The sequence below is a fragment of the Paenibacillus sp. Z6-24 genome (assembly GCF_054161335.1).
The window spans coordinates 3,217,558-3,231,343 of record NZ_CP096398.1 but is presented as its reverse complement, the minus strand read 5'-3'; the positions used below and the strand labels follow the sequence as shown (position 1 = coordinate 3,231,343).

At 48.6% G+C, this 13,786-nt stretch carries 14 protein-coding genes; all 14 read left to right on the top strand.

Translation table 11 applies throughout. The annotated features are described in order from the left end of the window. Nucleotides 1–51 precede the first annotated feature (51 nt). The 14 genes from smc (at nucleotide 52) to M1D61_RS13905 (ending at nucleotide 13,606) form a co-directional block, all read left to right on the top strand. Nucleotides 52–3,624 (top strand): chromosome segregation protein SMC, encoded by a 3,573-nt coding sequence (gene smc / locus M1D61_RS13970; RefSeq protein WP_458119211.1) that lies wholly within the window; start codon nucleotides 52–54, stop codon nucleotides 3,622–3,624. A 64-nt stretch (nucleotides 3,625–3,688) separates the two neighbouring features. Further along, a complete protein-coding gene (gene ftsY, locus M1D61_RS13965) occupies nucleotides 3,689–4,696 on the top strand; it encodes a signal recognition particle-docking protein FtsY (protein ID WP_046215331.1) in 1,008 nt (335 codons plus the stop codon). Nucleotides 4,697–4,913: 217 nt separating this feature from the next. Continuing rightward, nucleotides 4,914–5,561, top strand: coding sequence for a PAQR family membrane homeostasis protein TrhA (trhA, locus tag M1D61_RS13960; protein ID WP_458119210.1), 648 nt, complete (start codon nucleotides 4,914–4,916; stop codon nucleotides 5,559–5,561). Between the two features lie 218 nt (nucleotides 5,562–5,779). Next, nucleotides 5,780–6,142, top strand: a complete 363-nt coding sequence (ylxM, locus tag M1D61_RS13955; protein WP_046215333.1) for a YlxM family DNA-binding protein — start codon at nucleotides 5,780–5,782, stop codon at nucleotides 6,140–6,142. 161 nt (nucleotides 6,143–6,303) lie between these two features. Next, complete coding sequence (ffh, locus tag M1D61_RS13950; protein ID WP_046215334.1) at nucleotides 6,304–7,698, top strand: signal recognition particle protein; 1,395 nt, start codon at nucleotides 6,304–6,306, stop codon at nucleotides 7,696–7,698. A gap of 106 nt (nucleotides 7,699–7,804) precedes the next feature. Beyond that, nucleotides 7,805–8,077: a 30S ribosomal protein S16 gene (gene rpsP, locus M1D61_RS13945; protein WP_046215335.1), complete on the top strand. Its 273-nt coding sequence runs from the start codon at nucleotides 7,805–7,807 to the stop codon at nucleotides 8,075–8,077. 48 nt (nucleotides 8,078–8,125) lie between these two features. After that, complete coding sequence (locus tag M1D61_RS13940) at nucleotides 8,126–8,356, top strand: KH domain-containing protein (RefSeq protein ID WP_017813643.1); 231 nt, start codon at nucleotides 8,126–8,128, stop codon at nucleotides 8,354–8,356. Between the two features lie 154 nt (nucleotides 8,357–8,510). Then, nucleotides 8,511–9,032, top strand: a complete 522-nt coding sequence (rimM, locus tag M1D61_RS13935; protein WP_458119209.1) for a ribosome maturation factor RimM — start codon at nucleotides 8,511–8,513, stop codon at nucleotides 9,030–9,032. Next, nucleotides 9,032–9,853, top strand: coding sequence for a tRNA (guanosine(37)-N1)-methyltransferase TrmD (gene trmD / locus M1D61_RS13930; RefSeq protein ID WP_458122512.1), 822 nt, complete (start codon nucleotides 9,032–9,034; stop codon nucleotides 9,851–9,853). The genes rimM and trmD overlap by 1 nt, the downstream gene beginning before the upstream one ends. Before the next feature lie 124 nt (nucleotides 9,854–9,977). Further along, nucleotides 9,978–10,358: a hypothetical protein gene (locus M1D61_RS13925; RefSeq protein ID WP_458119208.1), complete on the top strand. Its 381-nt coding sequence runs from the start codon at nucleotides 9,978–9,980 to the stop codon at nucleotides 10,356–10,358. Between the two features lie 220 nt (nucleotides 10,359–10,578). Then, the gene (gene rplS / locus M1D61_RS13920) at nucleotides 10,579–10,923 is read left to right on the top strand and encodes a 50S ribosomal protein L19 (protein WP_046215338.1); all 345 of its coding nucleotides are present in this window, start codon (nucleotides 10,579–10,581) and stop codon (nucleotides 10,921–10,923) included. Between the two features lie 468 nt (nucleotides 10,924–11,391). Beyond that, entirely contained in the window at nucleotides 11,392–12,081 is a 690-nt protein-coding gene (gene lepB / locus M1D61_RS13915) for a signal peptidase I (protein ID WP_458119207.1), read from the top strand. A gap of 24 nt (nucleotides 12,082–12,105) precedes the next feature. After that, nucleotides 12,106–12,966 (top strand): ribosome biogenesis GTPase YlqF, encoded by an 861-nt coding sequence (gene ylqF, locus M1D61_RS13910; protein ID WP_458119206.1) that lies wholly within the window; start codon nucleotides 12,106–12,108, stop codon nucleotides 12,964–12,966. Nucleotides 12,967–12,985: 19 nt separating this feature from the next. Then, entirely contained in the window at nucleotides 12,986–13,606 is a 621-nt protein-coding gene (locus M1D61_RS13905; protein WP_458119205.1) for a ribonuclease HII, read from the top strand. Nucleotides 13,607–13,786 lie beyond the last annotated feature (180 nt).

Below are 13,786 nucleotides of genomic sequence, written 5' to 3'. Positions count from 1 at the left end.
ATGGAACAGCAGGTAATTATGCTACAATAGCAGTAGAGGTGAACACGAACTATGTTCCTGAAAAGAATTGAATTATCCGGTTTTAAATCATTTGCCGACAAGACGGAAATGGAGTTTGTCAAAGGGATCACGGCTGTGGTCGGACCCAATGGCAGCGGCAAAAGTAATATATCCGATGGCATCCGCTGGGTACTCGGTGAACAGAGTGCCAAGTCCCTTCGTGGTGGCAAAATGGAAGATATTATCTTTGCAGGCAGTGACTCGCGCAAGGCAGTCAGCTATTCGGAAGTCTCGCTGACGCTTGATAATGAAGATCAGGCATTGCCGCTTGATTTTAATGAGGTAACCGTGACCCGACGTGTACATCGTAGTGGAGACAGCGAATACCTCATCAACAAGCAAACCTGCCGTCTAAAGGACATTACCGAGCTGTTTATGGACACCGGTATTGGTAAAGAAGCCTATTCCATTATCGGGCAGGGACGGATCGAGGAGATACTCAGTACCCGTTCGGAAGACCGACGGGGTATTTTTGAGGAAGCTTCCGGTATTGTCAAATACAAGTCCCGCAAAAAGGATGCTGTCCGCAAGTTGGACGATACCGAGCAGAATTTGCTGCGTATCCATGATCTGGTGCATGAGCTGGAGGACCAGATTGGCCCGCTCAAGGAGCAATCGGCCAAAGCGCTTCACTACAAGGAACTCAAGGAAGAACTGAAACATAAGGAAATATCGCTTTATGTTCATGAAATTGAACGTATTCACAGCGCATGGAGTCTGGCCGGGGACAAACTCAAAGAGCTGGAAACAGCCCAGCAGGCGCTGGCAGCTGTCGTCGCCGGTCATGATGCCAAGCTGGAAAACGAACGTGGAGCCCTGCGTGAAGCGGAGCAGGCGGTAGAGCGTCTTCAGGAACTGCTGCTGCAATACAGCGAGCAGACCGAGAAAGCCGAAGGACTGGGAGAACTGCTCAAGGAACGCCGTCACAATCTGGAAAATAATCGCAAACAGCTGGGAGCAGCGCTGGAGCGCAGTGAAGAACGGACCAGCCAGCGTACCGGCGAGACCGAGCAGCTGCAGACCCGACTGGCTGAACTGAATGAGCAGCTGTCCCAGCTGCAGCAGACATTGTCCAGTGAAGAAGAACGTCTGACCGGAATCAACGGAGGGATTCAGCAGAATCAGGAGGAGAGCCTTAAGGGTGACCTGCTGGAACTGATGAATACGATGGCACAGATGCGTAACGAGATCCGTTATGCCGATCAGCAGACTGAAGCGACGCAACGCCGTATGGTGCGTGCAGAGAGCGAGTCAGGCAAATGGCGGGATGAGAAGAAACGCCTGGAAGACAGCAAGGCTGCACTGACGACTCTTATGGATAAATTGGCCAAGGAAATTGCCAAGGTGCGGACCGATTATATCCAGCAGAGCGAACAGCTGCATGCACTGCAAAAGTCCGGCGAAGAAATGCAGACCTCTATCCGTAAATGGGAACAGCGGCGTGAAGCGCTTATTTCCCGGCGTGATACGATGCAGGAGATGCAGGAAGACTTCGAAGGTTTTATGCTCGGAGTCAAGGAAGTGCTCAAAGCTTCCCGTAATAATCAGCTGGCTGGTGTACATGGAGCCGTCGCTGAACTGATTCGTGTACCGGAGCATCTGGAGCAGGCGATGGAGACTGCATTGGGCGCTTCCGTTCAGCATGTGGTTATGGAGAATGAGGAGACGTCCCGCCAGGCGATTGCTTTTCTGAAGCAGCGTCAGCTGGGCCGGGCTACCTTCCTGCCGCTGAACGTTATTCGTCCACGCCGCATCCAGGACAGCGACAAGCGTCTGGCTGAGAGTGCGGAAGGCTTTGTAGGGATCGGGGCAGAGCTGGTCGGTTACGATGACCGGTATGCATCCATCGTCGGCAGTCTGATCGGCAGTGTCGTTATTGCCGAGACACTGGAGCAGGCGAACCGCATCGCGGCCAAGCTGAGTTATCGTTATCGCGTTGTTACCCTGGAAGGTGATGTGGTCAATGCCGGTGGTTCGATGACAGGCGGAAGCCAGCACAAGAAAAATACCAATCTGCTGGGACGCAAACGTCAATTGGATCAGCTCGGTGAACAGATCATCGAGAGTGAAGCGCAGATCAAGCGTCTGCATCAGGAGATTCAGCAGATGCGTCAGCGTCTGCAGGATACCGAGAACCGATTGGATCAACTGCGCTCCGCAGGCGACCGCAAACGCAATGAAGAGCAGCAGGCGGCCGGTGAGCTCAAGCAGCTGGAGCATGAGTTCCGTCATGTGAACGAACAGTATGAGCTGTACGGTCAGGAGAAGACGACCTACAATGAAGAGCTTGCTGCGATTGCCAAATCACGCAAGGAAGCCGAGCAGAAACTGGCAGAGCTGCAGCAGCAGGAACAGCAAATCCAGTCGGATATCCAGGCGGCCGAGCAGGCACGCAAATCCAATGAATCGGTGAAAGAAGAGCTTCAGGAGAAAGTAACCGATCTCAAAATCCGTCAGGGTAAGCTCAGCCAGGAAATCTTCTCGCTGGAAGAGCAAATGTCCCGTACGCAGGAAGAGTCCCAGGATTACGGACGTGAACTGGAAAGTAATCGAGAGCATCTGGCTGCCATTGACAAGGATATAGAGAAAAACAGCCGTGAGCAGCAGCGCCAGCAGGAAGAACTGATTCGTCTGCGCCGCAAGCGTACAGAGACGAGTGAAGAGCTGGAGCTCAAGCGTGCAGAACGAACACGGCTGCAGCAAAAGCTGGAGCAGGAAGAAAACAAAACCCGTGAGCAGCGCAATGAGCTCAAGTCCGTAGAAGATGAACTGCGCAAAACAGAGATCCAGGTCAATCGTCTCGATGTGGAACTGGAGAATATTCTGGCCAAGCTGCAGACGGATTATGAACTGACCTACGAGATGGCCAAGCAGCGCTATGAACTGCCAGAGGATGTACAGAGCACCGAGCAGGATGTACGCGGACTACGATCACAGATTACAGCGCTGGGTGAAGTGAATCTAGGGGCGATCGAGGAATATCAACGTGTCAACGAACGCTATGAATTCCTGTCCGAGCAGCAGAATGATCTGATTGAAGCCAAGACCGCCCTGTATCAGGTGATCAAGGAAATGGACGATGAGATGTCCAAGCGCTTCAAGCATACCTTTGAAGCGATTCGCGGACAGTTCGGCACCGTATTCTCCAAGCTGTTTGGCGGAGGACGTGCTGATCTGGTACTGGCTGATCCGGAGCGTATGCTGGAGACAGGGATCGATATCGTCGCCCAGCCGCCGGGCAAAAAGCTGCAAAATCTGCAGCTGCTGTCCGGTGGAGAACGTGCGCTGACTGCGATGGCACTGCTGTTTGCCATTTTGCAGGTCAAGCCGGTTCCGTTCTGTGTACTGGATGAGGTCGAAGCGGCACTGGATGAAGCCAACGTAGTGAGATTTGCCCAGTATTTGCGCGAATTCTCCGGCCAAACCCAGTTCATCGTGGTTACCCACCGCAAAGGCACAATGGAAGAAGCGGATGTGCTGTATGGCGTTACGATGGAAGAAGGCGGTGTATCCAAGCTCGTATCCGTCCGTCTGGATGATATCGAGGAAGCGGATATTGCCTGAACTCCCGATCAGCCTGCTTTACCGTAAAATATGATGACCAAGCATAAACTAATGGAGGCATTCTATGAGCTTTTTCAAGAAACTAAAAGAAAGCATTTCCCAAAAAACAGAAACAGTCACCAAGCAGTTCCGTGACGGCCTGGAGAAAACGCGGAAAGGATTCGTCGAGAAAGTATCCGATCTGGTTATCCGCCGCAAAAAGATTGATGAAGAGTTCTACGAAGAACTGGAAGAGATTCTGATCGGTGCCGATGTCGGTGTAAATACGGTTATGGCGCTGATTGATGATCTGCGGGTAGAAGTGAAGAAGAGACGTATCGAGGATGCAGCCGATCTGCAGCCGGTATTGTCCGAGAAACTGACCGAACTGCTGCGCGGAGATGACAATCCGGGACTGAATACCAACCCAAGCGGGATTACCGTCATTCTGTTTGTCGGTGTTAATGGTGTCGGTAAAACGACCACAATTGGTAAAATGGCTCACCGATTCAAACAGGAAGGCAAAAAAGTCATGCTTGCTGCCGGTGATACATTCCGTGCTGGAGCGATCGAACAGCTGGAAGTATGGGGACAGCGTGCTGGCGTAGAAGTAATCAAGCAGCAGTCCGGTTCCGATCCGGCAGCTGTTATGTATGATGCGGTTCGTGCGGCCAAGCAGCGTGGTGTGGATGTACTGCTGTGCGATACCGCCGGCCGTCTGCAAAACAAAACGAATCTGATGGAAGAGTTGAATAAGATTTTCCGCGTCATTCAGCGGGAGATTCCGGATGCGCCGCATGAGGTACTGATGGTGCTGGATGCAACAACAGGTCAGAATGCGCTTAGCCAGGCCAAGCTGTTCGGTGAGAAGAGCGGCGTGACCGGTCTCGTGCTGACCAAGCTGGACGGTACAGCCAAGGGTGGTATCGTGGTGGCAATCCGTCAGGAGCTGAATCTGCCGGTTAAATTTATCGGTCTCGGTGAGAAAATCGACGATCTGCAGCCATTTGACAGCGAGCAGTTTGTCCATGCACTGTTCGCCGGGCTGATTCAGGCGGAAGAAGAGGCCGAGAAGGAAGACGCAGCCGAGTAATAGCGCTATAACCCGGTTGCTGCTGTTCACCCGGGAAACAGGGCTGAGTGGAATGTCAGGACAAATAGGGTTACAATGAATAGAGTATCTACAATTCGGATGTACGTTAATAGACTCCCGGGCGGAACGAATTATACTGCTGAGGGCTAGAGGACACAGGGCTTGCATAGAGACAGAATAGAGAATTGGATACGGAAATGAAGAGAGGAAGTGAATTATGGCGGATACGTATACTTACACACGCAGGGAAGAGGTTGCTAATGCGGTCACTCATGGGATCGGAGCAGTTCTTAGTATCGCTGCGCTCGCCATACTGGTTACATTTGCAAGTCTGAAGGGAACGCCATGGCATATCGTGAGCTTCACGATTTATGGCATCACGATGCTGCTGTTGTATATCAGTTCCACACTGGTGCACGGTTTCAGAGACGGAAAAGCCAAAGATTTATTCGAAATCTTCGACCATTCAGCGATCTATCTGTTTATTGCAGGAACCTACACACCATTTATGCTGCTTGCAGTCAAAGGAACGCTCGGCTGGAGTATTTTCGGAGTCGTCTGGGGGATAGCACTGTTCGGCTGTGCGTTCAAAGCCTACTTTGTCAAACGGTTCCTGTTTATGTCAACCGTTTTTTATCTGCTAATGGGCTGGCTGATTGTGATCGCCTGGGGACCACTTACGGCATCACTGGCGCCGGGAGGCATGACACTGTTGATCATCGGAGGTCTGATGTATACACTCGGTACCGTATTTTATGTCTGGCGCGGTTTTCCTTTTCATCATGCCGTCTGGCATTTGTTTGTACTGGCCGGCAGCATTCTTCATTTCTTTGCCGTGCTGTTTTATCTGCTGCCGCTTCGTTAAAATCGGCTGGCAGAAAATGATCGTTTTGAGCATTAGAAATGCGGCTAACCGTTCCGGATTCACCTTATCAAACTCATGAGAAATCCCGCTTTTTACAGCGGGATTTTTTTATGAATAAATGTTAAGGTAAAATGCTTGACATCTCATTTCATTTTCGATATGATATAAAACGTTGATGTGCTGTAAAGTGTTTTTCCTTGACGGAGGGAGTGTCCCGGATGAGTCAGGAGAATCGGCTCGAGAAAACGAACCGGATTAATTTACTGTTTGACTTTTATGAACTGCTGCTGACCGAAAAACAGCAAATGTTCCTTAAATATTATTTCCACGATGACTATTCTCTCGGTGAGATTGCGGCCGAGTTCAATATCAGCCGACAGGCGGTATATGAGCACATCAAGCGTGCGGAACAGGTTCTGGAAATGTACGAACAAAAGCTTGGACTGATGGACAAGCATTATCAGCGAGTCAAGGAACTGGAGAAGCTTAAAGCGGCGCTTCATCAGAGCGGACTGAATGATCAGCACCAGGCAGAAGCACTGGAGATCATGGATCATCTGGAAAGCATTGACCGACTGTAACATCGATCAATAATGAAAACACCGCTTGGCCGGATTAGTACTACATAACCGGATGCGGTATACTATATAAATGTACGATCAGAGTAGCAAACAGCGGATTGCATCTTATCTGCTATGAACACAGCTTAGCCAAGAACCAAATGGAAGCGAGGTGAGGACACATGGCATTTGAAGGATTGACGACACGGCTGCAAAATGTATTCAGCAAACTTCGTGGTAAAGGTAAAGTATCCGATGAAGATGTAGCTGAAGCAATGCGTGAAGTACGACTGGCTCTCCTGGAGGCGGACGTTAACTTCAAAGTCGTTAAGGAATTCATTTCCAAAGTCAAAGAAAAAGCAGTCGGCAAAGAAGTCATGGAAAGCTTCACGCCGGGCATGGTCATCATCGATATTGTAAATAGAGAGCTGACTGAGCTGATGGGCGGTACACAGTCCAAGCTGGCCAAAGCGACTAAGCCGCCAACTGTCATTATGATGGTCGGTCTGCAGGGTGCCGGTAAAACGACCACTTCCGGCAAACTGGCACGGATGCTGCAAAAGCAGAATCACCGTCCACTCCTGGTAGCAGGTGATATTTATCGTCCGGCTGCGATCAAGCAGCTGCAGGTGCTCGGTGAACAGATCAAGGTTCCTGTCTTCTCGATGGGAGATCAGACGAGTCCGGTAGAAATTGCACGCCAAGCTCTTCAGGAAGCGAAGAACAACAATAATGATTATCTGATCATTGACACCGCCGGTCGTCTTCATATCGATGAGGAGCTGATGGATGAACTTCGTCAGATCCACGAACTGACCAATCCGGATGAAGTATTGCTCGTTGTCGATGCGATGACCGGTCAGGATGCTGTCAATGTAGCAGAGAACTTTAACAACCAGCTGCAGCTGACCGGTGTGGTACTGACCAAACTGGATGGCGATACCCGTGGTGGTGCCGCATTGTCCGTCAAAGCAGTTACCGGCTGCCCAATCAAGTTTGCAACACTGGGTGAAAAGCTGGATGCGCTGGAAGTGTTCCATCCGGAACGTATGGCATCCCGGATTCTCGGCATGGGCGATATGCTCTCCCTGATTGAGAAAGCCCAGATGAATATCGACGAGGACAAGGCCAAGGAAATGGAGCGCAAAATGCGCAACGCCGAGTTCACGTTCGAGGATTTCCTGGAGCAGATGGATCAGGTCAAAAAGCTCGGTCCGCTGGATCAAATTATGGATATGCTGCCTGGCATGGGCAAAATGAAGCAAACGCAAAACCTGCAGGTCGATGACAAACAGGTTGGACGTATCGAAGCGATTGTTCATTCCATGACCGTTCAGGAGAAACAGCATCCGGAAGTGATTAATCACAGTCGTCGCAAACGGATTGCAGCAGGCAGCGGAACATCCGTAGCCGAAGTGAACCGTCTGATCAAGCAGTTTGATGAGATGCGCCGCATGATGAAGCAGTTCTCGGATATGATGGACCCGAAAAGCGCCAAAGGCGGCAAAAATAAAATGATGAAACAAATGCAGAAGCTGAGCAAAGGCGGCGGAGGCATGAAGTTCCCATTCCGTTAAACCGGGTGGAACTGCAGCGCAGTGATTGCAATGCTCTGTATCCAATTGATTTTAACAGCATAGCTGTAAAATAAAAGTTTGAATTATTTGAAGGAGGTGAATTCTCTTGGCAGTACGCATTCGTCTGAAACGTATCGGTGCTCATAAAGCGCCTTTCTACCGTATCGTTGTTTCCGATTCCCGTTCTCCTCGTGATGGACGTTTTATCGAAGAAATCGGTACTTACAACCCGGTTGCAGAACCATCTGTAACTAAAATTGATGAAGAAAAAGCTTTGAAATGGCTTCAAGATGGAGCGCAAGCTTCTGACACTGTTCGCAACTTGCTTAGCAAAGCGGGCGTGATGAAAAAATTTCACGAGCTTAAACAACAAAAATAATAGCTGACAGCGTCTGGGTTAACCAGCGAGGCACATGGAGGGTCAACGATGGAACAATTAGTAATGGTTATTGCTAAGGCTCTGGTAGATCATCCGGAAGATGTGTCGGTAAACGTGGTGGAGAAGGATAACTTGATCGTATACGAACTTAGCGTCCATCCGGACGATGCCGGTAAAGTTATCGGCAAACAGGGACGTATCGCCAAGGCCCTCCGCACCGTTGTTACCTCTGCAGCAGTTAAGACACATAAACGGGTTACCGTTGATATTATGTCTTAAAAATATACGAAAAAGGGTTAGGAGGAATCCTAGCCTTTTTTCGTACATTTTTTGCAGTATTCAAGACATATTGGTTAGAATAAGCTGTAGTTCATGCTGCCCCAGGCAGGTTATAATAGCAAAGATATATTTTAGTTAGCAAAGGAGAGTACCCATGTCAGATCAATGGTTGATGGTAGGCAAAATTGTAAATACACATGGAATTCGTGGAGAACTCAAAATATACCCGAACACAGATTTCCCGGAAGTGCGTTTTGCACCTGGTAATAAGCTGCAGATGGTTCATGAAGAGACCGGTGCAAGCCAGCAGGTAGAAGTGCAATCTTCACGTCTGCAAAAAAATATGTATGTTATCCGTTTTAAAGGGTTCGGCAATATCAATGAAGTAGAGAAGTACAAAGGCTGGGTACTTAAAGTATCCAAAGAGGATACGGTGGAACTGGAAGAGGACGAATACTATTTCCATGAGATTATCGGCTGCGAAGTCGTTACCGATGAAGGTCAATCCCTGGGTGTGATTACAGAGATTCTTACTCCGGGCGCCAATGATGTATGGGTGGTCAAACCGGCAAAAGGCAAAGACATTCTGATCCCATACATTCATGACGTGGTCCTGGATATTAATGTGGATGAGAAGAAGATTACCGTGCATGTGATGGAAGGTCTGCTGGAATGATGAAGATCGACGTATTGACTTTGTTTCCGGAAATGTTCACCGGCGTGTTCGGTTCCAGCATTCTCGGCAAAGCGGCGGCCAAAAGGTTGGTGGAACTGAATGCGGTGAATTTTCGTACGTATTCCACCAGCAAGCATGGCACAGTGGATGATACACCTTATGGTGGTGGAGGGGGAATGGTGCTCAAGCCGGACCCGATCTTCGCAGCGGTGGAAGATTTGCTGGTTCAAAATCAGTTGTCATCTAAAGAAGCGAAAGAAAAGCAGGATGCATCCGATCCGGTCGATTCTAATATGACTTCGGCGGTAAAGCCACGCATAATCCTCATGTGTCCACAGGGCGAGACCTTTACCCAGCAAAAGGCGGAAGAATTGGCATGTGAGCAGCATCTGATTTTTATTTGCGGACATTATGAAGGCTATGATGAGCGCATTAGAGAGCATCTGGTTACGGATGAGATCTCTATTGGTGACTATGTATTGACCGGTGGAGAGCTGCCGGCAATGACGGTAGTGGATAGTGTGGTCCGTCTGCTGCCCGGTGTACTGGGCAATGAGAATAGCGCAGTTACCGATTCATTCAGTACCGGTCTGCTGGAATATCCGCATTATACGCGTCCTGCCGAGTTTCGAGGCATGAAGGTACCGGATGTATTGCTGTCCGGCCATCATGCAAATGTGGAGAAATGGCGGCGTGAACAGTCGCTGCTGCGTACGCTTCAGCGTCGTCCCGATCTGCTGGAACAGGCAGAATTGACGGAGCAGGAAAAGAAGTGGCTGCGTCAGCAGTCTAATCTGCAATCTACCGATAAAGTGGAATAACCATATCCAGCAGCAGATAGACTTTAACGATGAATAGAGGTAAGAGCAAGCTGCATCTTTAGAGAAGCCTGCTTCATACCATATGATCCGGCTAACGAAAGGCTACAAAGACAGGAGTAGTATCATGACATCTTCTTATGAACAACAGGACGACAGCATGCCGGAGTGGATTACCCGTCTCAGCAGCGATCTGCGCAGTCAGGGCTATGCTTCCATATTGAGTGCCAGTTTTACCGATACAGAGGCAGATTCGGTTATTGGGTTGCTGCTGCCGGAATTTAAATACTTGCTGTATCTGGAGGCAGAGCCGCGCAGAAAGTACTTTATTGCTGATTATGCGGGCCGCAATACCGTCATCAAACTGCTTGACCGAATGATGGATCACAAAAAGACAGCACGTCTGAATGTGATGGAAAAAGACAGGCTTAGCTATGACCGCTACAGTGAAGATTTGGAACGTCTGCATAGTCTGCAGAAGATGCTGCGCATGGAACGTTTTGGTTGATTAAATCTACTTATTAGGAATTTATCGCTATTGAAACAACTGTTAATATAAAATAATGAAAATGTAATGTAAAACCCTTCAAAAGGACTTGTCATTACTTCAAAAGTTATGATATAATTCGAATGTTGTGTGAATCTGGTGGTCCTCTGCAGACAATGATGAGGAGACAAAAGGTCTCCCTGAGTCGCAAGAACATCTGTGTGGAAGGAGGAAGTCATAGATGAATATCATTCAGGCGATTACTCAAGATCAACTGCGCAAGGATATTCCTAATTTCCGTGCTGGTGATACTTTAAAAGTACACGTTAAGGTAATTGAGGGAACCCGCGAACGCGTTCAGTTGTTCGAAGGTGTAGTAATTAAACGTCAAGGTGGAGGCATCAGTGAGACTTTTACAGTTCGTAAAATCTCTTACGGTGTAGGTGTGGAAAGAACTTTCCCAGTAAACTCTCCTAAAATTGATAAAATCGACGTGGCTCGCCGCGGTAAAGTGCGTCGTGCGAAGTTGTACTATCTTCGTGAACTGCGCGGTAAAGCAGCGAGAATTAAAGAACTGCGCCGTTAATCCTTACAGAGAATACGGAAGAGAAGGGCTTGGTCATACAAGCCCTTTTCGTTGTTTTTACAGGATGTTTACAGCTTGATTATAGAATAAAGTTGCTATTCCGCCAGACCGTCTTGAACAAGCGATTTTGCAGAATTGCAGTCATCTCCCATGCCTTAACGATATTGCTTGTATGCCAGGATATTCGTTACCGCATCGGTAGTTGTATTGTGATTCATTGTGCAAATTGCAGGAAGACGGCAGACGGGATTTTTTGTATCATTTTCAAAGGCTGCCTGGCTAAAATGCAAAAACGGGGATAATGCTTGACAAATAGCTTGTTTCAAAATTTGGTTTTTGCAAAATTGTGTGTAAAATAGATAGAGGATATCGTATAGGTACTTGGTAACAACATCCGGAGAATTTCCTGTATGTTACCGGATGGTACATATACAAAGCGCCAATTCAACCAGGAAAGAAGGCATATCTATGGAGCAAGACTCAAAACAAACCAACAATCAAGCTGAGGCAGCACCATCTGCCGAAGTCCAGGAACCAGCAAACGGAAGCAGTACCTCCGAGACGGCTGCCGCTTCCCCCAAAAAGAAGAGCGAAGCCAAAGAATGGATCAAAGCGATTGTTGTAGCTCTGCTGCTCGTCATTGTGATCCGCTGGTTCCTTTTTGAGCCTTTTATTGTGGATGGGCCTTCGATGCAGCCTAATTTCCATACCGGCGAACGTGTTATTGTAAATAAGATTCTGTACGACATTCGCGATCCCAAGCCGGGTGAAGTGGTCGTACTCAAAGTGCCATCCCAGCACCGTGACTTTATCAAACGGGTTATCGCTGTGGGTGGAGATACCGTCAAGGTTGAAGGAGATACGCTGACGGTGAACGGAAAAGTGATGAGCGAGCCGTACATTCAGGCAGCCATCGATAATGCACATGCCCAGGGAAGCGATTATAACATTAATAATTTCCCGACAGAACAGCTCCCGGATGGCAAAGTACCGGAAGGGTATGTATTTGTAATGGGAGATAACCGCTCCAACAGCCAGGACAGCCGTATGATCGGTTATGTACCGCTGGGAGATATTATTGGACGTGCTGACGTGATCTTCTGGCCGCTGAGCAATGCGGAATGGATCGATCAGGATGCACCTGCTGCACAAAATTAATTTTAGAAGTTAGGGGGAAAACCTGTGACCATTCAATGGTTTCCCGGACATATGACAAGAGCAAGACGCCAGATCGAGGACAAGCTTAAGCTGATCGATATGGTTATTGAACTGTTGGATGCGCGTTTGCCGTTATCCAGCCGCAACCCGATGATTGACGAGATTTTGCAGGGCAAGCCAAGAATGATTATTTTGAATAAAGCAGATCTGGCAGATCCGGCAACAACCGCATTATGGGTAGAATATTTCAAAAAGCAAGGTCATGAAGTATTACCTCTTGATGCAGCCAGCGGCTACGGAATCAAGGAAATTCCGGAACGCTCCAAGCTGCTGCTCAAGGAAAAGCGGGACAAACGTGCTGCCAAAGGCATGAACCAGCGCCCGATGCGTGGACTGATCGTCGGTATCCCGAACGTGGGTAAATCGACGCTGATTAACCGGCTCGCAGGCAAAAGTATCGCTGCTACCGGAGACCGCCCAGGCGTGACCAAAGGCCAGCAGTGGATCAAGGTCGGTACAGAAATGGAACTTCTCGATACACCGGGGATTTTATGGCCCAAGTTTGAAGATCAAACAGTGGGTTACCGTCTTGCTGTAACCGGAGCGATTCGTGAAGAGATTCTCAATGTCGAAGATGTGGCTTATTTCGGTATGAAGTACATTTGCGAATATTACTGGAAAAATATTGCAGAGCGCTTTGAACTGTCAGAACCACCACAGGATCTGGATAATCCCAATGAAATAGTGGAAATTATGGAAGAAATCGGTCGTAAGCGGGGTTGTCTGATGAGCGGCGGACGTATCGATCTGGAGAAGGCTTCAAAAGTTATCCTGCGTGAATTCCGTGCAGGCAAAATGGGTCGCATTTCCATGGAGACTCCATAAATGACTGGAGGATCATGCAATGTCTGAACTGTTGAACTATGAACGGGAATGCTGGTCAGCAGGCTATGGACATATCGCGGGTGTCGACGAAGTCGGCCGGGGATGCCTGTTTGGAGATGTAGTAGCTGCAGCTGTCATTATGCCTCAGGAGCTGGTCATCGAGGGTGTGAATGACTCCAAGAAGCTTACCGACAAAAAAAGGGAGCAGCTCTATACGCAAATTATGGAGCAGGCGCTTGCTGTAGGTGTCGGCCATGTCAGTGCAGCGGTAATTGATGAGATCAATATCAGACAGGCTGCGCTCCTGGCAATGAAGATCGCACTTGAGCAGCTGACAGTGACACCTGATTATATTCTTGTGGATGCCGAAACGGTAGATATGCCGATTCCCCAGCAGAGTATTATCAAGGGAGATGCCAACAGCCACAGTATCGCTGCAGCTTCCATTATTGCCAAGGTAACGCGTGATCGGCTATGCGCAGGAGAATGGGAAGAACAGTATCCTGGCTACGGTATTGCCGGTCACAAAGGATATGCGACCAAGCTGCATCGGGAACGTATTCTTGAACTTGGTGTTACTCCGCTGCATCGTCGCAGCTTCCTCGGCAATCTGCTGCTGGAGCAGCCAACACTTTTCTGATGAGTCTTATAATACAGCCGGAAAATAGTTGATTTCCTGCTGTAAATCGGTTACGATGTTGCATATATTATCGTAGACACGGCTAGGGAAGAACCCGAATCTTTTATAAAGATCGGGTTCTTTTTGTATATATCTTTATATATGACATTAGCTCATTGGAAGACAGCATATAACCGATAA